The 24,392-nt window shown below is 63.1% G+C and carries 22 protein-coding genes; 19 read left to right on the top strand and 3 right to left on the bottom strand.

The genetic code is table 11. The features are described 5' to 3' along the window. Positions 1 to 2: 2 nt before the first annotated feature. On the bottom strand, positions 3 to 974 hold the full coding sequence (gene gshB, locus ACEN83_RS28550) for a glutathione synthase (RefSeq protein WP_495578982.1): 972 nt from the start codon (positions 972 to 974) through the stop codon (positions 3 to 5). A 345-nt stretch (positions 975 to 1,319) separates the two neighbouring features. Between gshB and pilG the strand changes: the two genes are divergently transcribed. From pilG to madM, 15 genes are all read left to right on the top strand, one after another. Next, on the top strand, positions 1,320 to 1,724 hold the full coding sequence (gene pilG, locus ACEN83_RS28545; protein ID WP_007987791.1) for a twitching motility response regulator PilG: 405 nt from the start codon (positions 1,320 to 1,322) through the stop codon (positions 1,722 to 1,724). A gap of 57 nt (positions 1,725 to 1,781) precedes the next feature. Further along, complete coding sequence (gene pilH, locus ACEN83_RS28540) at positions 1,782 to 2,147, top strand: twitching motility response regulator PilH (protein WP_007975417.1); 366 nt, start codon at positions 1,782 to 1,784, stop codon at positions 2,145 to 2,147. Positions 2,148 to 2,157: 10 nt separating this feature from the next. Then, the gene (locus ACEN83_RS28535; protein ID WP_116579625.1) at positions 2,158 to 2,697 is read left to right on the top strand and encodes a chemotaxis protein CheW; all 540 of its coding nucleotides are present in this window, start codon (positions 2,158 to 2,160) and stop codon (positions 2,695 to 2,697) included. Between the two features lie 169 nt (positions 2,698 to 2,866). Further along, the gene (locus tag ACEN83_RS28530) at positions 2,867 to 4,927 is read left to right on the top strand and encodes a methyl-accepting chemotaxis protein (RefSeq protein WP_218481174.1); all 2,061 of its coding nucleotides are present in this window, start codon (positions 2,867 to 2,869) and stop codon (positions 4,925 to 4,927) included. 37 nt (positions 4,928 to 4,964) lie between these two features. Beyond that, positions 4,965 to 10,985, top strand: coding sequence for an Hpt domain-containing protein (locus tag ACEN83_RS28525; protein WP_495578981.1), 6,021 nt, complete (start codon positions 4,965 to 4,967; stop codon positions 10,983 to 10,985). Continuing rightward, positions 10,978 to 11,439 (top strand): chemotaxis protein CheW, encoded by a 462-nt coding sequence (locus ACEN83_RS28520; RefSeq protein WP_495578980.1) that lies wholly within the window; start codon positions 10,978 to 10,980, stop codon positions 11,437 to 11,439. The genes ACEN83_RS28525 and ACEN83_RS28520 overlap by 8 nt, the downstream gene beginning before the upstream one ends. Positions 11,440 to 11,661: 222 nt before the next feature. Then, complete coding sequence (gene mdcA / locus ACEN83_RS28515; RefSeq protein ID WP_495578979.1) at positions 11,662 to 13,332, top strand: malonate decarboxylase subunit alpha; 1,671 nt, start codon at positions 11,662 to 11,664, stop codon at positions 13,330 to 13,332. Next, positions 13,332 to 14,207, top strand: a complete 876-nt coding sequence (locus ACEN83_RS28510; RefSeq protein WP_495578978.1) for a triphosphoribosyl-dephospho-CoA synthase — start codon at positions 13,332 to 13,334, stop codon at positions 14,205 to 14,207. The genes mdcA and ACEN83_RS28510 overlap by 1 nt, the downstream gene beginning before the upstream one ends. Then, positions 14,207 to 14,506: a malonate decarboxylase subunit delta gene (locus ACEN83_RS28505; RefSeq protein ID WP_007975424.1), complete on the top strand. Its 300-nt coding sequence runs from the start codon at positions 14,207 to 14,209 to the stop codon at positions 14,504 to 14,506. Before ACEN83_RS28510 ends, ACEN83_RS28505 begins: the two co-directional genes overlap by 1 nt. Then, entirely contained in the window at positions 14,499 to 15,350 is an 852-nt protein-coding gene (locus ACEN83_RS28500) for a biotin-independent malonate decarboxylase subunit beta (protein WP_495578977.1), read from the top strand. Before ACEN83_RS28505 ends, ACEN83_RS28500 begins: the two co-directional genes overlap by 8 nt. Next, entirely contained in the window at positions 15,347 to 16,150 is an 804-nt protein-coding gene (mdcE, locus tag ACEN83_RS28495) for a biotin-independent malonate decarboxylase subunit gamma (RefSeq protein WP_495578976.1), read from the top strand. The genes ACEN83_RS28500 and mdcE overlap by 4 nt, the downstream gene beginning before the upstream one ends. Next, on the top strand, positions 16,144 to 16,764 hold the full coding sequence (locus tag ACEN83_RS28490) for a malonate decarboxylase holo-ACP synthase (protein ID WP_495578975.1): 621 nt from the start codon (positions 16,144 to 16,146) through the stop codon (positions 16,762 to 16,764). The genes mdcE and ACEN83_RS28490 overlap by 7 nt, the downstream gene beginning before the upstream one ends. Beyond that, the gene (gene mdcH / locus ACEN83_RS28485) at positions 16,761 to 17,672 is read left to right on the top strand and encodes a malonate decarboxylase subunit epsilon (RefSeq protein ID WP_495578974.1); all 912 of its coding nucleotides are present in this window, start codon (positions 16,761 to 16,763) and stop codon (positions 17,670 to 17,672) included. Before ACEN83_RS28490 ends, mdcH begins: the two co-directional genes overlap by 4 nt. A 57-nt stretch (positions 17,673 to 17,729) precedes the next feature. After that, complete coding sequence (madL, locus tag ACEN83_RS28480; RefSeq protein WP_008050285.1) at positions 17,730 to 18,146, top strand: malonate transporter subunit MadL; 417 nt, start codon at positions 17,730 to 17,732, stop codon at positions 18,144 to 18,146. A 1-nt stretch (position 18,147) separates the two neighbouring features. Then, a complete protein-coding gene (gene madM / locus ACEN83_RS28475) occupies positions 18,148 to 18,912 on the top strand; it encodes a malonate transporter subunit MadM (protein WP_429391493.1) in 765 nt (254 codons plus the stop codon). A 111-nt stretch (positions 18,913 to 19,023) separates the two neighbouring features. Here the strand turns inward: madM and ACEN83_RS28470 are convergent, their stop codons facing one another. Next, positions 19,024 to 19,938 (bottom strand): LysR family transcriptional regulator, encoded by a 915-nt coding sequence (locus ACEN83_RS28470; RefSeq protein ID WP_007975432.1) that lies wholly within the window; start codon positions 19,936 to 19,938, stop codon positions 19,024 to 19,026. Positions 19,939 to 20,176: 238 nt separating this feature from the next. Between ACEN83_RS28470 and trhA the strand changes: the two genes are divergently transcribed. Further along, complete coding sequence (trhA, locus tag ACEN83_RS28465) at positions 20,177 to 20,794, top strand: PAQR family membrane homeostasis protein TrhA (RefSeq protein ID WP_007975433.1); 618 nt, start codon at positions 20,177 to 20,179, stop codon at positions 20,792 to 20,794. Here trhA and ACEN83_RS28460 read toward each other — a convergent pair. After that, complete coding sequence (locus ACEN83_RS28460; protein WP_495578973.1) at positions 20,791 to 21,708, bottom strand: LysR family transcriptional regulator; 918 nt, start codon at positions 21,706 to 21,708, stop codon at positions 20,791 to 20,793. The two genes, trhA and ACEN83_RS28460, sit on opposite strands and share 4 nt — an antisense overlap. A gap of 109 nt (positions 21,709 to 21,817) precedes the next feature. Between ACEN83_RS28460 and ACEN83_RS28455 the strand changes: the two genes are divergently transcribed. The 3 genes from ACEN83_RS28455 to ACEN83_RS28445 are packed head-to-tail and all read left to right on the top strand — an operon-like array spanning position 21,818 to position 24,369. Then, on the top strand, positions 21,818 to 23,059 hold the full coding sequence (locus ACEN83_RS28455; RefSeq protein WP_495578972.1) for a D-amino acid dehydrogenase: 1,242 nt from the start codon (positions 21,818 to 21,820) through the stop codon (positions 23,057 to 23,059). Positions 23,060 to 23,086: 27 nt separating this feature from the next. Beyond that, positions 23,087 to 23,437: a RidA family protein gene (locus tag ACEN83_RS28450; RefSeq protein ID WP_218473315.1), complete on the top strand. Its 351-nt coding sequence runs from the start codon at positions 23,087 to 23,089 to the stop codon at positions 23,435 to 23,437. Positions 23,438 to 23,466: 29 nt separating this feature from the next. Further along, the gene (locus ACEN83_RS28445) at positions 23,467 to 24,369 is read left to right on the top strand and encodes a transporter substrate-binding domain-containing protein (protein ID WP_218481185.1); all 903 of its coding nucleotides are present in this window, start codon (positions 23,467 to 23,469) and stop codon (positions 24,367 to 24,369) included. Positions 24,370 to 24,392: the final 23 nt, after the last annotated feature.

The raw sequence follows: 24,392 nt of genomic DNA, 5'->3' as shown, positions 1-24,392 counted from the left end.
CTTCAAGCTTGCCGCTTGAGGCTTGCCGCTTGTAGCTGCTTTTCTATGGCCTCCATCAGCAGGCCGCCGATATCGGTGCCAAAGGCATTGTCGATTTCGCGGATGCAGGTCGGGCTGGTGACGTTGATCTCGGTCAGGTGCTCGCCGATCACGTCCAGGCCAACGAACAACAGGCCTTTTTCACGCAGGGTCGGGCCGACTTGTGCGGCGATCCAGCGATCCTTGTCGGTCAGGGGACGGGCTTCGCCACGGCCGCCGGCGGCGAGGTTGCCACGGGTTTCACCCTGGGCCGGAATCCGGGCCAAGCAATAATCCACAGGCTCGCCGTCGATCATCAGGATGCGCTTGTCGCCGTCCTTGATGGCCGGCAGGTAGGCCTGGCCCATGATCTGCTGGGCGCCGAGGGCCGTGAGGGTTTCGAGGATCACCGACAGGTTCGGGTCGCCCGCGCGATGACGGAAGATCGACGTGCCGCCCATGCCGTCCAGCGGCTTGAGGATCACATCGCCGTGTTTGGCGGCGAATTCACGCAACACGTCGGCGCGGCGGCTGACCACGGTCGGCGGCGTGCATTGCGGGAACAGCGTGGCGAACAGCTTTTCGTTGCAGTCGCGCAGGCTCTGCGGCTTGTTGACCACCAGCACGCCGGCGCGCTCGGCCTGTTCCAGCAAGTAGGTGGAGTAGACGAACTCCATGTCGAACGGCGGATCCTTGCGCATCAGGATCACGTCCAGATCGCTCAGCAGTGCGTCGCTTTCGGCTCCCAGTTCGAACCATTTTTCCGGGTTGGCGAACACCTGCAGCGGACGCATCCGCGCCCGGGCCTCACCTTCGCCCTGATACAGGTCGCGCTGTTCCATATAGAACAGCTCCCAGCCACGCTTCTGCGCGGCCAGCAGCATGGCCAGCGAGCTATCCTTTTTATAGGAAATGCTGGCGATAGGGTCCATGACAATCCCGACGCGAACGCTCATTGGGTTTTCCTCGAAATTTGGGGGCTATGTTGATCTCTGTAGGAGCGAGCTTGCTCGCGATAAACCTGAGAACCCCACGGGGTGTCAGGCTTTGCGCGTCATCGTTGACGATCATCGCGAGCAAGCTCGCTCCTACAAATGACCCGTATAAAAGTGGCGTCAGAGTGGCGCTGAGTGTGTTTGCGGTCAAGGAAAAACCATCGCCCCGGTCGGCCGATAGATTGGTTCTGGAGACTGTGCTAAAAAGGCTGCCATGCCGTGCTGGCCCTTGAGTATCAAGGGTTTCGAGCCGCCAATTACCCGCAAACGGACAATTTGATTCGTAAAGGCGACGCAGAGCATCTTATGGAACAGCACCCCAGCGCCTTGAAGGTCATGGTGATCGACGATTCGAAGACGATCCGTCGTACCGCCGAAACGCTGCTCAAGAACGTGGGTTGTGAGGTCATCACGGCCATCGACGGCTTCGATGCCCTGGCCAAGATTGCCGATAACCACCCCGGCATCATCTTTGTCGACATCATGATGCCGCGCCTGGATGGCTATCAGACCTGCGCCCTGATCAAAAACAACAGTGCGTTCAAGTCCACCCCGGTGATTATGCTGTCATCCAAGGATGGCCTGTTCGATAAGGCCAAGGGGCGCATCGTCGGTTCCGACCAGTTTTTGACCAAGCCTTTCAGCAAGGAAGAATTGCTCGATGCGATCCAGGCCCATGTACCTGGTTTCGCCGCCGTTTTGCCGCAGTAGGACACGCACAGTGACGCTCGGCCACCGGGCCCTGCGTCGACAAGAATGGGGAAGACCATGGCACGTATTCTGATCGTCGATGATTCGCCGACCGAAATGTACAAACTGACCGGCATGCTGGAAAAGCACGGTCATGAAGTGTTGAAAGCCGAAAACGGCGCCGATGGCGTGGCCCTGGCCCGCCAGGAAAAGCCCGACGCCGTCCTGATGGACATCGTCATGCCCGGCCTCAATGGCTTCCAGGCAACACGCCAGTTGACCAAGGACCCGGAAACCGGACACATCCCGGTGATCATCATCACCACCAAGGACCAGGACACCGACAAGGTCTGGGGGACGCGCCAGGGCGCCAAGGACTACCTGACCAAGCCGGTCGATGAAGAGACCCTGATCAAGACCCTGAACAACGTGCTGGCCGGTTGATCGTCAGGCCATGAACGAGTCGCTGACGGCTTTCGAACTGCTGCTGCAGATCGACCAGCGCTGTCGTTTGCTGGCGGCGGACTTGCCGTCCCAGCCGACCCGTCGGGACAGCTGGAGCGGTATCGGTTTTCGCCTGGGCGAGCACTGGTATGTCGCGCCCATGAGTGAAGTCAGCGAAGTCTTGCATGAGCCGCGACTCACTCAGCTGCCGGGGGTCAAATCCTGGGTCAAGGGTGTCGCCAACCTGCGCGGGCGATTGCTGCCGGTCATGGATCTGAGCGGTTTCTTCGGGCACGAACTTTCGGCGGTGCGCCGCCAGCGCCGGGTGTTGGTGGTGGACCACGATGAGGTGTTTGCCGGGTTGCTGGTCGATGAAGTCTTCGGCCTCCAGCACTTTGCCCGGGACAGCCTGGAGCCGGTCCCAGCAGACGCGTTGAAGGGGCCGGTGGCGGCATTCGTCAAAGGCCGGTTTCAGCGCGGGCAGTGCTGGCAGGTGTTCAGCCCGTTTGCGTTGACGAGGTCTCAGGGGTTCATGAACGTCGCGGTGTAGCCGGTACAACGGAAACCCTGTGGGAGCGGGCTTGCTCCGGGCGGCGTTCCGACGAAGGCGGCAGTCCATTCAACATTGATTTTGGCTGATCTACCGCTTTCGCGAGCAAGCCCGCTCCCACAGTTTCTTCGGCGGGCATTACAGGGTGTTGGTTAACAGGCGAGGACCGATGACAAAAACAAAAGCAGGCAAGCCAATGGAAGGGTCGCGCAGCCGATCGCAGATCATCGTGCTGTTCATCGCGCTGATCGTCTTCATCATGCTGCTGTTCGCCAACTTCGCGTACCTCAACACCCAGGCTACCTACGACAAACAGTACATCGGCCACGCCGGCGAACTGCGCGTGTTGTCCCAGCGTATCGCCAAGAACGCCACCGAAGCGGCCGCCGGCAAGGCTGCCGCGTTCAAGTTGCTCAGCGATGCGCGCAACGATTTTGCCCGGCGCTGGGGCTATCTGAAGAAAGGCGACCCGGCCACCAGCCTGCCACCGGCCCCCGCCACCGTGCGTCCAGAGATGCGTGCGGTGCAACAGGACTGGGAACGCCTGCTGAAAAACACCGACGCGATTCTCTCCAGCGAGCAAACCGTACTGTCTCTGCATCAGGTCGCGGCGACGCTGGCCGAAACCGTGCCGCAATTGCAGGTCGAGTACGAAAAGGTCGTCGAGATCCTCCTGCAACGGGGCGCCCCGGCAGCCCAGGTGGCCATGGCCCAGCGCCAATCGCTGCTGGCCGAGCGGATCCTCGGTGCGGTCAATACGGTATTGGCCGGCGACGAAAACTCACAGCAAGCCGCCGATGCGTTCGGGCGTGACGCGACGCAGTTCGGCAAGGTGCTCAACGGCATGCTCCAGGGCGACCCGGCGCTCAAGGTCAGCCAGGTCGAAGACCACGACGCCCGTGCGCGACTGGCGGAAATCGCCGAGCTGTTCGAGTTCGTCTCGGGCTCGGTGGACGAGATCCTCGAAACCTCGCCTGAGCTGTTCAAGGTCCGTGAATCGGCCTCGAACATTTTCAGTCTGTCGCAAACCCTGCTCGACGAAGCCTCACACCTGGCCAGCGGTTTTGAAAACATGGTCGGCGGGCGCACCACCGACACCATAGGCGGTTATGTGCTGGGCTTGCTGGCGCTGGCTTCGATCATCCTGATCGGCCTGGTGATGGTGCGCGAAACCAATCGCCAGTTGCGCGAAACCGCCGAGAAAAACGAGCGTAACCAGAACGCGATCATGCGTTTGCTCGACGAGATCGAAGACCTGGCCGACGGCGACCTCACGGTGACGGCCTCGGTGACGGAAGACTTTACCGGCACCATTGCCGACTCGATCAATTACTCCGTCGACCAGTTGCGCGATCTGGTCGCGACCATCAACCTCACCGCCGGCCAGGTCGCCGCCGCCGTGCAGGAAACCCAGGCCACCGCCATGCACCTGGCCCAGGCCTCGGAACATCAGGCCCAGCAGATTTCCGAGGCCTCGATGGCGATCAACGACATGGCCGAGTCCATCGACCAGGTGTCGGCCAACGCCGCTGAATCTTCGGCGGTTGCCGAGCGCTCGGTGGAAATCGCCAACAAGGGCAACGAGGTGGTGCACAACACCATCCACGGCATGGACAACATTCGCGAGCAGATTCAGGACACCGCCAAACGGATCAAGCGCCTTGGCGAGTCGTCCCAGGAAATCGGCGACATTGTCAGCCTGATCGATGACATTGCCGACCAGACCAACATCCTCGCCCTCAACGCGGCTATCCAGGCGTCCATGGCCGGCGACGCCGGTCGCGGTTTCGCCGTGGTGGCCGATGAAGTGCAGCGGCTGGCCGAGCGCTCGTCCGCCGCCACCCGGCAGATCGAGACCCTGGTGCGGGCGATCCAGACCGACACCAACGAAGCGGTCATCTCCATGGAGCAGACGACGACTGAAGTGGTGCGCGGCGCCCGTCTGGCGCAGGATGCCGGTGTGGCCCTGGAAGAAATCGAGGGTGTGTCGAAGACGCTTGCGGCGCTGATCCAGAGCATCTCCAACGCCGCGCAGCAGCAGACGTCGTCGGCCGGCCAGATTTCCCTGACGATGAACGTGATCCAGCAGATCACCTCGCAGACGTCGTCGGGTTCCACCGCCACGGCCGACAGCATCGGCAACCTGGCTAAAATGGCCAGTCAGTTGCGTCGTTCGGTGTCCGGTTTCACCTTGCCGGAAGCCAAGGCGCAGGTTGTGGACAAAGCTTGAACCGCCCATGGGTATCTGAATTGTGATTGGAGTGGTTATGGGTGATCGGCACGACTATGTGGCCCTCGAGTGGGTCAAGGGCGAGATTGCCGAAACGCTGAAACAGGCTCATCACGCGATTGAAAACCTGCTCGATGACCCGCAGGCGACGCACGCGCTGGATGAATGCCTTGCGTGCATCCATCAGGTCCACGGCAGTTTGCAGATGGTCGAATTCTACGGTGCGGCATTGCTCGCCGAAGAAATGGAACAGCTGGCCATGGCCTTGCAGGGCAACCGTGTCAGTCATCGCGACGAGGCGTTGCACCTGTTGATGCAGGCCCTCGGGCAGTTGCCGATCTACCTGGACCGGGTGCAAGGTGCGCGCCGCGACTTGCCACTGGTGGTGTTGCCACTGATCAACGACCTGCGCAGCGCCCGTGGCGAAAGCCTGCTGTCGGAAACCAGCCTGTTCAGCCCGCAATTGCCCGAGTTGCCTGCGCTGGACGCAGAAACGCTGGCGCAGCTTGAGCCGGCCGAATTGCCCAATGTGCTGCGCAAGCTGCGGCAGATGCTGCAAATGGCGTTGGTCGGGTTCCTGCGTGAGCAGGACAACGAAACCAACCTCGATTACCTGGCCAAGGTCTTCGCCCGCCTCGAAGCACTGTGCGCCAATGCCCCCCTGAGCCCGCTATGGCAGGTGGCCTCGGCGCTGGTCGAAGGCATGCAGAGCGGTGCGATTGCCAACAGCCCGGCCTTGCGCAGCCTGTTCAAGGATGCCGACAAGGAGCTCAAGCGCCTGCTCGAAGAAGGCATGCGCGGCATCAACCAACCGGCGCCACCGGAGCTGCTCAAGAGTTTGCTGTTCTACATTGCCAAAGCCGAACATCCCACCGGGCAGATGCTGACCATGAAAGAACGCTACTCACTGGACGACGCACTGCCCGACAGCGCGATGGTCGATGAAGAACGCGCGCGGCTGGCCGGTCCCGACCGTGACGCCATGCGCTCGGTGCTGGCAGCGCTCTGCGAAGAGCTGGTGCGGGTCAAGGAGCGCCTGGATCTGTTCGTGCGCAGTGACCGCCAGCACACCGCCGACCTCGACAGCCTGCTGGCACCACTGCGGCAAATTGCCGATACCCTGGCGGTCCTGGGCTTCGGCCAGCCGCGCAAGGTGATCATCGATCAATTGGCAGTGGTGCTCAGCCTGGCCCAGGGCCAGCGCGAACCCAACGATGCGATCCTCATGGACGTTGCCGGGGCCCTGTTGTACGTCGAAGCGACGCTGGCCGGCATGGTCGGCACCGTGGAGCCGGAGAGTCAGGACGACAACCGCCTGCCGACCACCGACCTGACGCAGATCCATCAGATCGTGATCAAGGAGGCCCGCATCTGTTTGCAGCAGGCCAAGGACATGATCGTCGACTACATCGACGCCGATTGGGACCGCCAGCATTTGCAGGCGCTGCCGGCCTTGCTGACCCAGGTGCGCGGCGCGTTGGCGATGATTCCGTTGAGCCGGGCGGCGAGCCTGGTCGAAACCTGCAATCACTTCATTCGCGAGCACCTGTTGCTCGAGCCGGGTCAGCCGGGCTGGCAGGAGCTGGACAGCCTGGCCGACGTGATCACCAGCATCGAGTACTACCTCGAGCGCCTCGGCGATGACCCGCAGGCGCAGGGTGAAAACCTGCTCGATGTCGCGGAAAAGAGCCTGGCGAACCTCGGGTTTTTCCCCAGTGAGCAGCATGTGCCCGTGCTGGACGAAGTGCTCAACCCGAGCGAAGCGCAGGTCATGCAGATGATGCAGGAGCTGGATGACCCGCAGATCGTCCAGACCCTGGCCGATGTGCTCGCCAGCCCGGTTTCGAGCCTGAACCCGCCTGCCCTGGACACCCCGGGCAGCCTGCTGCCGCCACCCACGGGCGAAGAGCCGGTGGACGAGGAACTGCGCGAGGTGTTCCTTGAAGAGACCGACGAAGTCCTGGAAATCCTGCGCGAGTATTTGCCGCGCTGGTCGGTCAACCCTGACAACCGCTCGGCCTTGAGCGAACTGCGCCGCGCCTTTCATACCCTCAAGGGCAGTGGCCGCATGGTGCGCGCCCTGGTGCTGGGCGAGCTGGCCTGGGCCGTGGAAAACCTGCTCAACCGCGTACTGGAAAACAGCGTGGAGCCGGGCGCTACGGTGCAGCAACTGATCGGCGATGTGCTGCAACTGCTGCCGGAGCTGGTGGCTGAATACGCCGCCAATGCCCAGCGCCAGCGCAACGATGTCGACCAGTTGGCCGCCCGCGCCCATGCCTTGGCCAAGGGCGACGAACCGGTGTCCGATGAGGATACGCAGGATGTCGCGGCCCTCGATCCGCTGTTGCTGGAGATCTTCCGCAAAGAAGCGCAAACCCACTTGGGCAGCCTCAATCGCTTCCTTGATCAGGCTGCCGAGCACGTGCCGTTGCAGGCCAGCGACGAATTGCAGCGGGCCTTGCACACCCTCAAGGGCAGTGCCTCCATGGCCGGTGTCTTGCCGATTGCCGAGCTGGCCGCGCCACTGGATCAACTGGCCCGGGAATACAAGGCGCACCTGATCGCGCTGGACCTGGACGAAGTGGAATTGCTGCTGGAGGCAGAAGGGCTGTTCCGCCTCGGTTTGCGCCAGCTCAAGAGCGAGCCGCTGGCGGAAATTCCTGGCGCCCGGGATTTGACCGAGCGTGCCAAAGCGCTGCTGGCCGAGCGCCTGGAAAACCTGCTGAGCACACCGAACACCGGGTTGCGGGTCAAGCGCGATCCGCAACTGATCAACAACTTCCTCGCCCAGGGCATGGACATCCTGCTGGACGCCGAGAGCCTGCTGCAGCGTTGGCAACAACACCCCGGCGAACGCCAGGAGCTCAGCGCGCTGCTGGATGAATTGACCACCCTCGGCGAAGGCGCCCACCTGGCCGACCTGCACCCGGTGGATGAGCTGTGCGAGGCGTTGCTCGACCTCTACGGTGCCGTGGAAGAAAGCAGCCTGGCGGTCAGCGAGCGGTTTTTCCATGAGGCTCAGGGCGCCCACGAAGCGCTGATCAATATGCTCGACGAACTGGCCGCCGGTCAGGAAGTCAGCCCGCAGCCGCAACGGATCAGGGCCTTGCGCGAGTTGCTCGACGAGAGCCTTGACCCGTCGGCCATGGGCTTGATCCGCAGTGATGGCAGCCGCACCCTGAGCATCCGCGAACTGGGAGCGGCCACCGCCGATCTAGAGCACACGCTACCCCCTGCCCCTGTAGGAGCGAGCTCGCTCGCGATGGACGTTAACGATGACGCGTTATCATTGGATAAACGCGGCGCCGGTGAGACCATCGCGAGCGAGCTCGCTCCTACAGGAGAGGGGCGCGAACTGGACGATGAAATCGTCGCGATCTTCCTTGAAGAAGCGGTGGATATCCTCGAAAGCGCCGGTCAGGCCTTGCAGCGCTGGTTGCGCGACTCGGACAACGCCGCGCCGCTTTCGTCCCTGCAACGGGATTTGCACACCCTCAAAGGCGGCGCGCGCATGGCCGAGGTCGGGCCGGTCGGTGATCTGGCCCATGAACTGGAAAGCCTTTACGAAGGCCTGGTGGATCGTCGCTACGCCTACAGCGACTCATTGGCGGTGCTGTTGCAGCAGAGCCATGACCGCTTGGCGCAGTACCTTGACCAGTTACAGCACAACCAGCCCCTGGGCGATTGCGCTGAGCTGATCGAGGCCATTCGCGCCTACCGACAGGGCCACTCGGGCGCCGCCGAAGTCAGTGAACTGGCGGCCACTAATGACTCGGCCGCCCATGATCCGGAGTTGCTGGAGATCTTCCTCGAGGAAGGCTTCGACATCATCGAAAGCTCCGGTGCGGCGCTGGAGCGCTGGCAGGCCCAGCCTTCAAGTCGCCAGGAAGTGGAAACCCTGCTGCGCGACCTGCACACCCTCAAGGGCGGCGCGCGCATGGTGGAAATCGCCGCGATTGGCGACCTGGCCCATGAGCTGGAATTCCTCTACGAAGGCTTGTCCACCGGCGTGCTGCAACCGACGGCGCCATTGTTCGCGCTGTTGCAACGCAGCCATGACCGCCTGGCGCAGATGCTCGACGCGGCCCGCGCCGGTGAGCCGATGCCGCCCGCCGACCGCTTGATCGATGCGATCAAGAACTTCAGCCACCCGGCCGTGCCCGAAGCGCCCGCGCCGGTTGCGTCGCCGGCCACGCCCAAGGCCGAACCACTGACGCCGCCCTCCGATGCCGGCGCCGACATGGTCAAGGTCTCGGCGGAGCTGCTCGACGATCTGGTCAACCTGGCCGGTGAAACATCGATCTTTCGTGGCCGGATCGAACAGCAGGTCAACGATGCGCACATCGCCCTGAGCGAAATGGAGACCACCATCGAGCGCATGCGCGACCAGTTGCGCCGCCTCGATACCGAAACCCAGGGGCGGATCCTCAGCCGCCAGCAAGTCGACGCCGAACGCCTGGGCTATGAAGAGTTCGATCCGCTGGAAATGGACCGCCACTCGCAATTGCAGCAACTGTCCCGCGCGCTGTTCGAATCGGCCTCTGACTTGCTCGACCTCAAGGAAACCCTCGAACGACGCAATCACGACACGGAAAACCTCCTGCAACAGCAGGGCCGCATCAACACCGAGTTGCAGGAAGGCCTTATGCGCACGCGCATGGTGCCGTTCGAACGCATGCTCCCGCGGTTACAGCGCATTGTCCGCCAGGTGTCCAGCGAACTGGGCAAGGACGTGGATTTCATCGTCGAAAACGCCGAAGGCGAGATGGATCGCAACGTGCTTGAACGCATGGCCGCGCCGCTGGAACACATGCTGCGCAACGCCGTCGACCACGGCCTGGAGTCCGTCGAAGCGCGGCTGGCGGCGGGGAAACCGGCCAAGGGCAAGATCACCCTCGATCTGCTGCGTGAAGGCGGCGACATCATTTTCGACATCCGCGACGACGGCGCCGGTGTGCCGCTGGACGCGGTGCGGCGCAAGGCGATCAAGCGCGGCATGCTCGCCCCGGACAGCGTCATCAGTGATCACGACGTGTTGCAGTTCATCCTGCAACCGGGGTTTTCCACCGCCGAGAAAATCACCCAGATCTCCGGTCGCGGCGTCGGCATGGACGTGGTGCATGAAGAGGTGCGGCAACTGGGCGGCACCATGAGCATCGACTCGGTGCCCGGGCAGGGCGTGCATTTCCGCATTCGCCTGCCGTTTACCGTATCGGTCAACCGGGCGTTGATGGTGCAGTGCGGTGAGGACCAATACGCGATCCCGCTCAATACCATCGACGGCATCGTTCGTGTCCTGCCCAATGAGCTTGAAGGCTATTTCCGTTTCGATTCGCCCACCTACGAATACGCCGGGCAACGTTACGAGCTGTGCTACCTGGGTGAGCTGCTGAAAACCATCCCGCGCCCGAAACTGCTGGGCCAGAGCCTGCCATTGCCGGTGCTGCTGGTGCAATGCAACGAACGTCACATCGCGGTGCTGGTAGACGCCATGGCCGGCACTCGCGAGATCGTGGTCAAGAGCCTGGGGCCGCAATTTGCGGCACTGCAAGGGGTGACCGGGGCGACGATTCTCGGCGATGGCCGGGTGGTGCTGATTCTGGATCTGCTGGCGCCGATTCGCGCCATGCAGGCCCGCGTACCCCAACATCCCGCGGGGCAGGAGGTCGAGGTCGAACCGCATCGGCCGTTGCTGGTGATGGTAGTCGACGACTCGGTCACCGTGCGCAAGGTCACCAGCCGCTTGCTCGAACGCCACGGCATGAACGTACTGACCGCCAAGGACGGGGTCGATGCCATGCTGCTGCTGGAAGAGCACATGCCCGACCTGATGCTGCTGGACATCGAGATGCCGCGCATGGACGGCTTCGAGGTCGCGACCCAGGTGCGCAACGACGAACGCCTGCAGCACCTGCCGATCATCATGATCACCTCCCGCACCGGGCAGAAACACCGCGACCGCGCCATGGCCATCGGCGTCAACGACTACCTGGGCAAGCCGTACCAGGAATCGGTGCTGCTCGAAAGCATCGCCTTTTGGAGCAAGACCCATGCTTGAACATCGCACCAGCAACCTCACCGGCCTGCTGCTGCCGTTGGCCGACCGCAACCTGATCCTGCCCAACGTCGCCGTGGCCGAGCTGATCGATTACCAGCAACCGGGGACCTTCGATCTCGACACACCGCCGTGGTACCTGGGGCTGGTGACATGGCGCGAACGGCAGATACCGCTGCTGAGTTTCGAGTCGGCCTGCGGGCAGAAAGTCGTCATCGGTGAACGCGCGCGGATTGTCATTCTCAACGCCCTTGGCGGGCGCCCCGAGCTGAAGTTCATCGCGCTGTTGGTGCAGGGGATTCCGCGCTCGTGCAAGCTCGACAACCAGTTGAGTTATGTGGATGTGCCGTTGTGTGCGCTGGAGCAGGCGGCGGTGCAGGTGGGGGAACAGGTGGCGAAGGTGCCGGATTTGTTAGCGCTGGAGGCGTTGTTGGTGGATGCCGGGTTGGTCGACTGATTGCGGTTTTTGTATAGATTTTGCTGGCCTCTTCGCGAGCAAGCCCGCTCCCACACTGGATTTGTGTTCGCCGCCGACCCAGTGTGGGAGCGGGCTTGCTCGCGAAGGCGTCAGTCCAGACAACCATTACTCCAAGCGTAACGATCCGCCACTCTGCTTGATTGATGCCCCCACCCAACACTCCTAATGTGACCCCCACGACAGCGAACCCGTGGAGTGGTCATGACAACAACAATATCCCCCGACTCGCGATGGACGCGGCGGCGCAGCGAAAAGCAGCGGCGTCTCGAGCTAGTGCGAGGTCTTGCCGACGGTGTGGTGCTGCCCACCGAAAACATCGTCGCGGCGCTGGAGGCGTTGATCCTGCCGGGCGACCGCGTGGTGCTCGAAGGCAACAACCAGAAGCAGGCGGATTTCCTTTCACGTTCCCTGGCCAAGGCCGACCCCGCGAAGCTGCATGACCTGCACATGATCATGCCCAGTGTCGGGCGCGCCGAGCATCTGGACCTGTTCGAACGCGGCATCGCGCGCAAGCTCGACTTCTCTTTCGCCGGCACCCAAAGCCTGCGTATCAGCCAGTTGCTCGAAGACGGCCTGCTGGAAATCGGCGCGATCCACACCTACATCGAACTCTACGCGCGGCTGGTGGTGGACCTGATTCCCAACGTCGTGCTCTCGGCCGGCTTCATGGCCGACCGCGCCGGCAACATCTACACCGGGCCGAGCACCGAAGACACCCCGGCGCTGATCGAACCGGCGGCCTTCAGCGACGGCATCGTCATCGTCCAGGTCAACCAGTTGGTGGACGATGTCAGCGACCTGCCGCGCGTCGACATTCCCGCCTCCTGGGTCGACTTTGTGGTGGTGGCCGACAAACCGTTCTACATCGAACCGCTGTTCACCCGCGACCCACGGCACATTAAGCCCGTGCACGTGCTGATGGCGATGATGGCGATCCGCGGCATCTACGAAAAACACAACGTGCAGTCGCTCAACCACGGCATCGGTTTCAACACCGCGGCCATCGAGCTGATCCTGCCGACCTACGGCGAATCCCTCGGCCTCAAAGGCAAGATCTGCCGCAACTGGACGCTCAACCCGCACCCGACCCTGATTCCGGCGATTGAAAGCGGCTGGGTCGAAAGCGTGCATTGCTTCGGCACTGAACTGGGGATGGAGAACTACATTGCGGCGCGGCCGGATGTGTTCTTTACCGGGCGCGACGGCTCCCTGCGTTCCAACCGGATGTTCAGCCAACTGGCCGGGCAATACGCGGTGGACCTGTTCATCGGCGCGACTTTGCAGGTCGATGGCGACGGCCATTCCTCCACCGTGACTCGCGGGCGCCTGGCCGGCTTCGGCGGCGCGCCGAACATGGGCCACGACCCGCGCGGTCGTCGCCACGGCACACCCGCCTGGCTCGACATGCGCAACACCGACGTGGCCGAGCCGATGCTCGAGCGCGGCAAGAAACTCGTGGTGCAGATGGTCGAGACCTTCCAGGAGGGCGGCAAACCGACCTTCGTCGAAACCCTTGATGCCGTTGATGTGGCGAAGAAAAGCGGCATGCCGCTGGCGCCGATCATGGTCTACGGCGACGACGTCACCCATTTGTTGACCGAAGAAGGCATCGCCTACCTGTACAAGGCGCGCTCGCTGGAAGAACGCCAAGCGATGATCGCCGCCGTCGCCGGGGTGACCGCCATCGGCCTGCGTCACAACCCCAAAGACACCGCGCGCATGCGCCGCGAAGGCCTGATCGCCTTGCCCGAAGACCTCGGCATCCGTCGCACCGACGCCACCCGCGAACTGCTCGCGGCGAAGAGCGTGGCCGATCTGGTGGAGTGGTCCGGTGGCCTCTACAACCCGCCCGCCAAGTTCAGGAGCTGGTAATGCACGCACTCAACCTGCAACCCAAAACCCTGAGCCTGGCCGAGCGGCTGGCGGACCTGGCGGTGGACGCGCTGATCGACGAGGCTGATCTGTCGCCGAAACCGGCACTGGTCGACCGTCGCGGCAATGGCGCCCACACCGATTTGCACCTGGGGCTGATGCACGCTTCGGCGCTGTCCCTGTGGCCGGCCTTCAAGGCGATGGCCGATGCCGCGATTGAGTTCGGTGAGATCGGCATGCCCCTGCGTGAAGCCGTCGGCCGCATCGGTCGCGAAGGCGAGCAAGCGATGCTAGACACCACGGGCGGCGTGAATACTCATCGCGGGGCGATCTGGGCCTTGGGCCTGTTGGTCACTGCCGCTGCGCTGGACCCTGAATCCACGGCTGCAAGCAGCGTATCGATTCGTGCGGCGCGCCTGGCGCTGCTCGACGACCGTTACGCGCCGCGCCCACTCAGCCACGGTGCTCAAGTCGCTCAACGCTACGGCGCTCGCGGAGCCCGTGAGGAAGCGCAACTGGGCTTCCCGGCGGTGTTGCAACGCGCGTTGCCGCAACTCAAATGCAGCCGCGCCGCCGGCCATGGCGAACAGAACGCCCGGCTCGATGCGCTGCTGGCGATCATGACGAATCTGGACGACACCTGCGTGCTTTATCGCGCTGGAGAACAAGGTCTGCACACCATGCAACTCGGCGCCCAGGCCGTGCTCGATGCCGGGGGTAGCGCCAGCCTCGCCGGACGTCGCCGCCTGCATGAGCTGGACCAACAACTCATCGCGTTGAATGCCTCGCCCGGTGGTGCTGCGGACCTGCTCGCAGCCTGCCTGTTCATCGACCGTATCGAGTCGGGCGACAGCCTCAAACAGGGAGCTTTCTGATGGAAACCTTATCTTTTGAATTCCCCGCCGGGCAGCCGCCACGCGGTCGTACCCTGGTGGGCTGTGTCGGTTCGGGCGATCTGGAAGTGCTGATCGAACCGGGTCAGGCCGGCAAGCTGACGATCAACGTGCAGACCTCGGTCAATGGCAGCGAACAACGCTGGCAGCATCTGTTCGCACGGATGTTCGACGGCCAGACGCCGCCAGCGATGGACATCGACATCCACGATTTCGGCGCGACCCCCGGCGTGGTGCGCCTACGTCTGGAACAAGGTTTCGAGGAGATCGGCCATGACTGACAGCGCATCCCTGCTGAGCAAGCACAGCTTCGTCGAGCTCGGTGCGCGGCAACGGGCCAAGGCCCTGCTCGATGCCGGTACCTTCCGCGAACTGCTCGACCCTTTTCAACGGATCATGTCGCCGTGGCTGTCGCGCCAGGGCGTGGTGCCGCAAGCCGACGACGGCGTGGTGATCGCCAAGGGCAACCTCGAGGGTTTGCCGGTGGTGATCGCCGCCATTGAAGGCGCGTTCCAGGGCGGTAGCCTGGGCGAAGTCGGCGGGGCAAAAATTGCCGGTGCACTGGAACTGGCCGCCGAAGACAACCGCAACGGCATCCCGACCCGCGCCGTGCTGCTGCTGGAAACCGGCGGCGTGCGCTTGCAGGAAGCCAACCTCGGTCTGGCGGCGATTGCCGACATCCACGCGGCGATTGTCGATTTGCAGCAGTACCAGCCCGTGGTCGGCATCGTGGCGGGCAGCGTCGGTTGCTTTGGCGGCATGTCGATTGCTGCCGGGTTGTGCAGCTACCTGTTGGTGACCCAGGAAGCGCGACTCGGCCTGAACGGCCCACAGGTGATCGAGCAGGAAGCGGGGCTTGAAGAGTACGACTCCCGCGACCGCCCCTTCATCTGGAGCCTGACCGGTGGCGAGCAGCGCTTCGCCAGTGGCCTGGTGGATCGCTATGTGGCCGACGACCTGGCGCAGATTCGCCAGCAGGTGGGTGAGTTGCTCCAGCAGGGTTTGCCGGCGCAATCACGCAGTCGCCAGGCCGAACTCTTCCTGCAACGCCTGGCGCATCTGGATGCCGAACCGCAAATCGAGCCGTCCGTGGTTCGCGATCTGTACCAAGGAGAACGCCCATGAGCTCGTATTCCCTGCGTGGTTTGAACTGGTTCAACGCCTTGAGTGCCGGGGCGAAAGCGGTCGAGGGTTTGCCGGCTTCGCTGAAGGTCGCGGACGGTGCGCTGGGCGATCAGCCTGTGCGTTTCATCGCGGTGGTGGCCGACCCGGAAAACCGCTTCGTCCGTGCACGCAATGGCGAGGTGGGGTTGCTCGAAGGCTGGGGCCTGGCCAAGGCCGTGGATGAAGTCATCGCCGCCGATCAGAACAAGGCCCGCAAACGCGTCCTGATCGCCATCGTCGACGTGCCGAGCCAGGCCTACGGTCGCCGCGAAGAAGCGCTCGGCATTCATCAGGCGCTGGCCGCAGCGGCGGGCAGTTACGCCCGTGCCCGTCTGGCCGGCCATGCGGTGATCGGTTTGCTGGTGGGCAAGGCGATGTCCGGGGCGTTCCTGGCCCACGGCTATCAGGCCAATCGCTTGATCGCCCTGCGTGATCCGGGGGTGATGGTGCATGCCATGGGCAAGGCGTCGGCGGCGCGGGTGACCTTGCGCAGCGTCGAAGAACTCGAAGCCCTGGCGGCAAGCGTGCCGCCGATGGCCTATGACATCGACAGCTATGCCAGCCTCGGGCTGCTGTGGGAAACCTTGTCGGTGGAGCAGATCGAGCAGCCGACTGCGGCGGATCTGGCGCGGGTGACCGAGTGCCTGGGTCAGGCGATGGGCGATATCGCCGAGAAGGGTGCAGATCTCAGCGGTCGTCTCGGTGCGGCCAATCGTGCGGCGTCGAGCAAGGTTCGCCAATTGCTGAGAGCACAGTGGTGAGTGCGCTTCTGGCTCACGACCTGCTGTGGGGCATGACCCCGCGACAGTTGCCTGTGGATGCCCCGGCGTGGGTGATCGACTCGATCAGTGCCGGCCAGCCGGTGGTGGTCCGTCGCGCCTTGAGCGCGGCGGGGCAGGTGGCGGTGGGCGTGCGCGGGCCGTTGCGCGAGCAGCGGTTTGCTGCAGAGATGGAAGTTGCCGCCATCACGCGACGGGTGCGGCCGGAAGAACTTTGCCGTGTTCAAGGCCTGCGTGATTTCCCGGCGCTGCGTGCCTTGGCGCAACTGCGTTCGCACCTCGATGAGAGTGGCTGGGTCTGGGGTGTCAGCGGCAGCGCCGGGTTCGAATTGGCCAGCGGGTTTGCCGCATTGCACGAGGGCAGCGACCTCGACCTGATCCTGCGTACACCGCGGCCGTTGAGTCGTGCCGATGCGCAGGCGCTGGTGGCCGTTCTCGACACCGCCGTGTGCCGCGTGGACCTGCAACTGCAGACACCCTTGGGTGCCGTTGCCTTGCGCGAGTGGGCCGGCACTGCGTCGCGGGTCCTGCTGAAAAATGCCACTCAGGCCCGTCTGGTCACTGACCCGTGGCATCCACAGGAGCAGGCAGCGTGAGCAGCTTGCTGGTGTTCCCCGGCCAGGGTGCGCAGCAACCCGGCATGCTGGCGCGTTTGCCTCGGGAAACGTTGAACGAGGCGAGCGATTGGCTCGGTGAAGACGTGACGCAGCTGGATTCTGCCGAAGCACTGCGGTCGACGAGGGCAGTTCAGCTTTGCCTGCTGATCGCTGGCGTCGCCGCTTCACGCCAGTTGGCCATGGCCCCGGACTTCGTGGCCGGCTTGTCGATCGGCGCTTATCCGGCGGCAGTGGTGGCGGGTGCCTTGGGTTTCAGCGATGCACTGCATCTGGTCAGCCTGCGCGGTGAGCTGATGCAGCAAGCGTATCCACGGGGCTACGGCATGACCGCGATCATCGGTCTGGAGCTGGCCCTGGTGGAAGATTTGTTGGCGCAGGTTCACAGCGCCGATGCGCCGGTCTATCTGGCCAATATCAACGCCGATAACCAGGTGGTGATTGCCGGTAGCGATGCGGCGATGAAAGCGGTGGCCGAGTTGGCGAAAGGTCGCGGAGCTGGCCTGGCCAAGCGTCTGGTAGTGAGCGTGCCGTCCCACTGCCCATTGCTTGAAGCACCCGCGCAACGGTTGGCCGAAGCCTTCGCCAAAGTGCCGCTGCAAACCCCGAAGGTGGGCTACCTGAGCGGCAGCCGTGCGCGTCCGCTGATCAAGCCTGAAGCCTTGCGTGACGACCTGGCTTTCAACATGTGCCGCATCGTCGATTGGCGCGGCACGGTACAAAGCGCCTACGAGCGCGGCGTACGTCTACAGATCGAACTGCCGCCCGGGGCGGTGTTGACCGGGCTGGCGCGCCGGGTGTTCGAGCAGGGCAGCGTGATTGCCTTCGACGGTGCTCGGCTCGATACCCTGCAGGCGCTGATGCGTGAGGAGGGAAGCCGCCACTCCTAAAACTCAGGCTTCGAACAACAAAAACAACATTCGAAATGCACTTTGAGGACTACGACAATGATTATTTACGGTGTGGCGCTGTTGGCGATCTGTACGCTGGCAGGGGTGATCATGGGTGACATGCTCGGGGTGTTGCTGGGTGTGAAATCAAACGTCGGCGGCGTCGGGATCGCGATGATCCTGCTGATTTGCGCACGGTTGTGGATGCACAGGCGTGGCGGCATGACCCGGGAGTGCGAGATGGGCGTCGGCTTCTGGGGCGCGATGTACATCCCGGTGGTGGTGGCGATGGCGGCGCAACAAAACGTGGTCACGGCGCTGCACGGTGGTCCGGTGGCGGTGCTGGCGGCGATCGGTTCGGTGGTGGTTTGCGGTTGCACCATTGCCCTGATCAGCCGGACCCACAAAGGAGAACCCTTGCCCGATGAACCGGCGGATGTAACGCAGGTTGGCGCACCGGCAGGAGGTCGCTGATATGTGGGATCTGATCAAGAGCGGTCTGGAACACAACGGCCTGGTCACCGCATTCGCCTTCGTCGGCGTGATCATGTGGGTGTCAGTGGTGATCTCCAAACGCCTGACCTTCGGACGCATCCACGGTTCGGCGATTGCCATCGTCATCGGCCTGGTGCTGGCCTGGGTTGGCGGAACGATGACCGGCGGGCAAAAGGGCCTGGCGGATTTGACGCTGTTTTCCGGTATCGGGTTGATGGGCGGCGCCATGCTGCGGGACTTCGCCATCGTCGCCACGGCATTCGAGGTGCAGGCCACCGAAGCGAAAAAGGCCGGTTTGATCGGCGTGATCGCGCTGCTGTTGGGCACTGTGCTGCCGTTCATTGTCGGTGCGTGCATGGCCTGGGCATTCGGTTACCGCGATGCGGTGAGCATGACCACCATCGGCGCCGGTGCGGTGACCTACATCGTCGGCCCAGTGACCGGGGCTGCGATTGGCGCCAGTTCCGATGTGGTGGCGCTGTCGATTGCCACCGGCCTGATCAAGGCGATCCTGGTGATGGTGGGCACGCCGATGGCGGCGCGCTGGATGGGCCTGGACAACCCGCGTTCGGCGATGGTGTTCGGTGGGCTGGCCGGGACGGTCAGTGGCGTGACTGCCGGCTTGGCGGCGACGGACCGGCGCCTGGTGCCTTATGGCGCGTTGACCGCGACCTTCCACACCGGGCTTGGCTGCTTGCTGGGGCCTTCGCTGTTGTTCTTCATTGTTCGCGGGATTGTGGGCTAGGTTCAGGGGCTGAGTTGTCGGGTCTGACGCTTTCGCGAGCAAGCCCGCTCCCACATTTGGAATGCGGTCGAATGTGGGAGCGGGCTTGCTCGCGAAGGGTGCGACTCGGTTTCAGGCTTGGCGATTGGCATACATCCGACACTCCGCCAGCAACGCCAGCAGGTTCGGATCACGCTCCTTGGCCTTCAGGAACACCACGCCAATGTGTTGCTGCAAGCGGTACTTTTCCTGCAACGGGATCAGCTTCACCCGGTTCTCGTACACCGCCGCAATCCGCCCCGGCAGCAACGCATAACCCACGCCCGAACTGACCATGCTCAGCAGGGTGAAGATGTCGTTGACCTGCATCGCCACCTTCGGCTCGAACCCTGCCTGCTCGAATACCCGCTTGCCGTCCTGATGGGTGGCGAAGCCCTGGGTCAGGGTGATGAAGGTTTCGTCGCGGACTTCGGCCAGGTCGACTTCAGTCCGTTGGGCAAACTTCGAGTCGGCGGGGGTGGCGAGGAAGATGTCGTCGGAAAACAGCGGGATCTGTTCGCAATCCGGATCGTTGACACTCTCGTCCAGCGACACCAGGGCCGCATCGACTTCCATGTTCTTGAGCTTGTAGAGCAGGTCGATATTGGAGCCCAGAATCAGGTCTATGTTGAGCTCGCTGCGGCGGATTTTCAGGCCCATGATCAGTTGCGGCACGGTCTTCACCGTCAGCGAATACAGCGAGCCCAACTTGAAGCGCTCGGCCGAGAACCCGGCGGCCTCGCGGGTCAGGCGCACGCTTTCGACGACATCCTGAATCAGCTTCTGCGCCCGCTCCTCCAGCACGTAAGCGCTTTCCAGCGGTGTGAGATTGCGGCCTTCGTGCTTGAACAACGGGCAGCGCAGGGCACTTTCCAGGGAATGGATCGCCCGATGCACGCTGACATTGCTGGTCTGCAATTCGGCGGCGGCGCGTGCCAGGTTGCCGGTGCGCATGAAGGCCAGGAACACCTCGAGTTTTTTCAGGGTCAACTCTTCATCGATCAGCATGGGGCGGACTCTTTTTGGTATCGGTCAATTGTGCCCGTTAAACACGGAGCGTTGTAGGAGCTGCCGAAGGCTGCGATCTTTTGATCTTGATTTTCGCTGCCCTTGAAGCTGCTGAAGATCAAAAGATCGCAGCCTTCGGCAGCTCCTACAGGGATCGTGACGTACGGAAACATTGCGCTTTTAACCTTGAGGCCTGAGCCTTGCGCGTTGCGCTGATGAAATTTGAGGTGAGCACCACATGTATCACGGAGAAAGACTGAACGCCTGGACGCATCTGGCCGGGGCGGTGGCGGCGTTTATCGGCGGGGTGTGGCTGATTGTGCTGGCCAGTCTCGACGGCAGCCCGTGGAAGATTGTCAGCATGGCGATCTACGCCTTTACCTTGCTGGTGCTTTACAGCGCATCGACCGTGTACCACAGCGTGCGCGGGCGCAAGAAAGCGATCATGCAGAAGGTCGATCACTTCTCGATCTACCTGTTGATCGCCGGCAGCTACACACCGTTCTGCCTGGTGACCCTGCGCGGGCCGTGGGGCTGGACCTTGTTCGGGATTGTCTGGGGGCTGGCGCTGATCGGCATCCTGCAAGAGATCAAGCCGCGTTCGGAGGCGCGGATTCTGTCGATCGTGATTTATGCGGTGATGGGCTGGATCGTGCTGGTGGCGGTCAAGCCGCTGCTCGCGGCGCTGGGCGGCGCCGGCTTTGCGTGGTTGGCCTCGGGCGGGGTGTTGTATACCGTGGGGATTATCTTTTTTGCCCTTGATCATCGCCTGCGCCATGCCCACGGGATCTGGCACCTGTTCGTGATCGCCGGGAGCTTGCTGCACTTTGTGGCGATTTTCTTTTATGTCCTTTAAGGCTGTACCGGGGCCAGCCGATCCAGCTGCTCCCGGGCTCGGCGGCTGAATACCTGCAACAGGTCGTTCAAGGTATGGGGCGGCGGTTCGGCGGCGCGGGTCACTGCATACAGGGTGATGGGTAACGGCGGTGCCAGGGGGCGGATCATTGTGGTGGCGGGAGAGGCGCCAAGGGCGGTGAACGGATCGATCACCGCCAGACCCGCGCCGGATTCCACCATCGCCCGTGCCAGTGAGTAGGTTTGCACAGCGATGCGTACCCGGGGTGGCGGTTCGACCGCTTCCAGGTAACTGTCGAGCCGCGCGGCCAGTGGGTCGGCGCTGGACAAGCCGATCAGCGGCGCATCCGCCAGCGCCATCAGCGGCAAGGGTTTACCCACCTCTTCCTGAGGCCAGTAACCACTCGGCGCCAGCGCCACCAGCACGCCGGATGCCAGCGCCTGGGCCTTGAGCCCCGGGTGATCCGGGCATTGCAGGGTCAGGGCGACATCCACTTCGCGCATCAACAGGTTCTGCACCAGTTCGCGACTGTGGGCACTGGAGAGTTCGCAAGCGATGTCCGGGTAACGCCCGGTCCATTCGTGAATGGCCGGCGGCAGCAATGACAGGGCCAGCGCCGGGGTGGCACCGATGCGCAGGCTGTGGCCCGGTTCGCGGCGCAGGCTCTGCGCCAGGCGTCGCACGCCTTGCAGGCTTTCACTGACCTTGTCCACTTCACGCTCCAGCTCCAGCGCTTCCGGCGTCGCCTGCAACTTGCCGCGTACCCGCAGGAACAGCGGGAAACCCAATTGTTGCTCGGCGTGCTGCAACACCTTGCTCACCGCCGGCTGCGAGACGTGCAGCAATTGCGCGGCAGCGCTGATCGAACCGGTCTGACGGATGGCCTGGAAAATCTCGATATGGCGAAGGCGCATGGCAAGTCCATAACCTTTGTTTATGGGTTTGCCATCTTTATGCATTGTTCAACGTCTGTCACCTGGCTCTAACCTTGGACTCGTCTTCACAACGGTTTTAAGGACGGACATGGCTCAGCGTGTGTGCATCATCGGTGGCGGTGTGATTGGCCTGGCAACTGCCTATGCGCTGGTGCGCGACGGCTTCGAGGTGACAGTGGTCGAGGCACGGGGTTCGCTGGGCAGCGAAACCAGCTTCGCCAACGGCGGCCAGTTGTCCTATCGCTATGTCGCACCCCTGGCCGACGCCGGTGTGCCTTTGCAAGCCATTGGCTGGATGCTGCGCGGCGACTCACCATTGAAGCTGCGCCCACGCTTTGACCCGGCCCAGTGGCGCTGGATGGCATCGTTCCTCGGCGCCTGCCGCCGCTCGGTCAACCGCGAGAACGCCGCTCACTTGCTGCGCCTGGCGATGTTCAGCCAGGACACATTGAAGTCCTGGCGCGAGGGCGATGGGCTGACGGGATTCCAATGGCGGCGCAATGGCAAACTGGTGACTTTCCGCCAGAACGGCAGCTTCGAGCGTGCGCGCCAGAACCTGGCCGACCCGCAGCAACAGCAGGTGTTGTCGCCGGCCGAATGCGCGCAACTGGAACCGGCGCTGATCGATGCGCCCTTTGTCGGGGCGATCTACACCCCGGACGAAGAGGTGGGTGACTGCCACGGTTTTTGCCAGCAACTGGCCGCCCGGCTGCAAGCGTCCGGCCGTTGCGAGTTTCGTCTCGGGCAAGCGGTAACCGGCATCCGCCACAGCAACGGCAGCGTCAACGCCATCGAACTGGGCGAGCAAGTACTGCCGGTCAATCAACTGGTGATCGCCGCCGGTCACCGCAGTCCGCTGTTGGCGCTTCCCGGGCTGCAACTGCCGCTTTATCCACTCAAGGGCTACAGCCTGACCGTGCCGATCGGCGCCAGCCACCGGGCGCCGGACGTGAGCATCACCGACTACGACCGCAAGATCGTCTATGCGCGCATCGGTAAACAATTGCGAGTGGCGGCAATGGTCGACATTGTCGGCTTCGACCCTGCTTTGGACCCCAAACGCCTGGCACTGATCAAGCGTCAGGCCCATGACACCTTTCCAGATGCCGGCGCCTATGACGAGGCCGTCGAGTGGGCTGGCATGCGCCCGGCCACCCCTAGCGGCGTGCCGTTGCTGGGCGCGACGGCGTATCGCAACCTGTGGCTCAACCTCGGCCACGGCGCGCTGGGTTTCACCCTGGCATGCGGCAGCGGGCGCTTGCTCAGTGAGCTGATCGGCGAGCGCCAGCCGTCCATTGACCTTCAGGGTTTCAGCCACCAGGCCGCCTGAATACTGATTTCTGAAGAGGACACTGCAATGACCATTACCCGACTGCACAGCAACCCGCGCCTGTCTGGCGCCGTGACCTTTGGCGACCTGGTGTTTCTCTCCGGGCAGGTGCCGGGCGATGCCCGGGATGCCAGCGGCCAGACCCGCGAAGTGCTGGCGAAAATCGATACCTTGCTGGCCGAGGCGGGCAGCGACAAGGATCATCTGCTCAGTGCAACCATTTACCTGAAGAACATCACCGAGGATTTCGCCGCGATGAACGAGGCCTGGTCGGCCTGGCTATCGCCGGGGCAGGCACCGAGCCGCACCACCGTGCAGGCCGAACTGGCCCGCCCGCAGGTGCTGGTGGAAATCACCGTCATCGCTGCACGCGTCTGATCAACCAACACCCACAACGGAGAATAACAATGCAAAAAATCACGTTGCTCGCTTGTACGCTTGGCCTGTTGCTCGGCAGTCAGGTTCAGGCCAATGAAGCGCCCTTGACCGGCACCCTGAGCAAGATCGCCAGCGCCAACAGCATCACTCTGGGCTATCGCGATGCTTCGGTGCCGTTCTCGTACGTGGGTGATCACAGCGGCAAGCCGATGGGTTATTCGGTGGATCTGGCGGGCAAGATCGTCGAGCGCATCCAGCAGCAACTGGCGCTGCCGGACTTGAAGGTGAAGTACAACCTGGTGACCTCGCAGACCCGTATTCCACTGGTGCAAAACGGCACCGTGGACCTGGAGTGCGGCTCCACCGGTGTGACCGCCGAACGACAGAAACAGGTGGCGTTCTCTTATGGTTTCATCTACGTCAAAGGCCAGTTGCTGACCGCGAAGGACAGCGGGATCAAGAGCTTTGCTGACCTGCGCGGCAAGAACGTGGTGACCACCGCCGGCACCACCAACGAGCGCTTTCTGAAAAGCTACAACGTCGATCACAAGATCGACATGTTCGTGATCAGCGCCAAGGACCACGGCGAAGCCTTCCAGATGCTGCAGTCGGGCCGGGCGGTGGCGTTCTACATGGACGACGCGCTGCTCTATGGCGAGCGCGCAAAAGCTAACGACCCGCACAAATGGGTAGTGGTCGGGGAGGAGCAATCGAAGGAGATCTACAGCTGCATGGTGCGCAAGGACGATCCGCAGTTCCTGGCGCTGGTCAACGGTGCGTTGGCTGATCTGTACAGCTCGGGCGAGATCAATGGCATCTACAAACGCTGGTTCGAGCAGCCGATCCCGCCGAAGGGTTTGAACTTGGAGTTCCCGATGACCAGCGAACTCAAGGCGATCATTGCCAAACCGGTGAGTGATCCGGTGCAGTAAATGCAAAAGATCGCAGCCTGCGT

The sequence above is a fragment of the Pseudomonas sp. Pseusp49 genome (genome assembly GCF_059491875.1).
Note: the sequence above shows the minus strand (reverse complement) of the source record. Positions and strands in the feature narration are given on the sequence as shown.

Coding starts and splice junctions, on each gene's coding strand:
- gshB (WP_495578982.1), bottom strand. CDS start 974: ATGAGCGTTCGCGTCGGGATTGTCATGGACCCTATCGCCAGCATTTCC.
- pilG (WP_007987791.1), top strand. CDS start 1,320: ATGGAACAGCACCCCAGCGCCTTGAAGGTCATGGTGATCGACGATTCG.
- pilH (WP_007975417.1), top strand. CDS start 1,782: ATGGCACGTATTCTGATCGTCGATGATTCGCCGACCGAAATGTACAAA.
- ACEN83_RS28535 (WP_116579625.1), top strand. CDS start 2,158: ATGAACGAGTCGCTGACGGCTTTCGAACTGCTGCTGCAGATCGACCAG.
- ACEN83_RS28530 (WP_218481174.1), top strand. CDS start 2,867: ATGACAAAAACAAAAGCAGGCAAGCCAATGGAAGGGTCGCGCAGCCGA.
- ACEN83_RS28525 (WP_495578981.1), top strand. CDS start 4,965: ATGGGTGATCGGCACGACTATGTGGCCCTCGAGTGGGTCAAGGGCGAG.
- ACEN83_RS28520 (WP_495578980.1), top strand. CDS start 10,978: ATGCTTGAACATCGCACCAGCAACCTCACCGGCCTGCTGCTGCCGTTG.
- mdcA (WP_495578979.1), top strand. CDS start 11,662: ATGACAACAACAATATCCCCCGACTCGCGATGGACGCGGCGGCGCAGC.
- ACEN83_RS28510 (WP_495578978.1), top strand. CDS start 13,332: ATGCACGCACTCAACCTGCAACCCAAAACCCTGAGCCTGGCCGAGCGG.
- ACEN83_RS28505 (WP_007975424.1), top strand. CDS start 14,207: ATGGAAACCTTATCTTTTGAATTCCCCGCCGGGCAGCCGCCACGCGGT.
- ACEN83_RS28500 (WP_495578977.1), top strand. CDS start 14,499: ATGACTGACAGCGCATCCCTGCTGAGCAAGCACAGCTTCGTCGAGCTC.
- mdcE (WP_495578976.1), top strand. CDS start 15,347: ATGAGCTCGTATTCCCTGCGTGGTTTGAACTGGTTCAACGCCTTGAGT.
- madL (WP_008050285.1), top strand. CDS start 17,730: ATGATTATTTACGGTGTGGCGCTGTTGGCGATCTGTACGCTGGCAGGG.
- madM (WP_429391493.1), top strand. CDS start 18,148: ATGTGGGATCTGATCAAGAGCGGTCTGGAACACAACGGCCTGGTCACC.
- ACEN83_RS28470 (WP_007975432.1), bottom strand. CDS start 19,938: ATGCTGATCGATGAAGAGTTGACCCTGAAAAAACTCGAGGTGTTCCTG.
- trhA (WP_007975433.1), top strand. CDS start 20,177: ATGTATCACGGAGAAAGACTGAACGCCTGGACGCATCTGGCCGGGGCG.
- ACEN83_RS28460 (WP_495578973.1), bottom strand. CDS start 21,708: ATGCGCCTTCGCCATATCGAGATTTTCCAGGCCATCCGTCAGACCGGT.
- ACEN83_RS28455 (WP_495578972.1), top strand. CDS start 21,818: ATGGCTCAGCGTGTGTGCATCATCGGTGGCGGTGTGATTGGCCTGGCA.
- ACEN83_RS28450 (WP_218473315.1), top strand. CDS start 23,087: ATGACCATTACCCGACTGCACAGCAACCCGCGCCTGTCTGGCGCCGTG.
- ACEN83_RS28445 (WP_218481185.1), top strand. CDS start 23,467: ATGCAAAAAATCACGTTGCTCGCTTGTACGCTTGGCCTGTTGCTCGGC.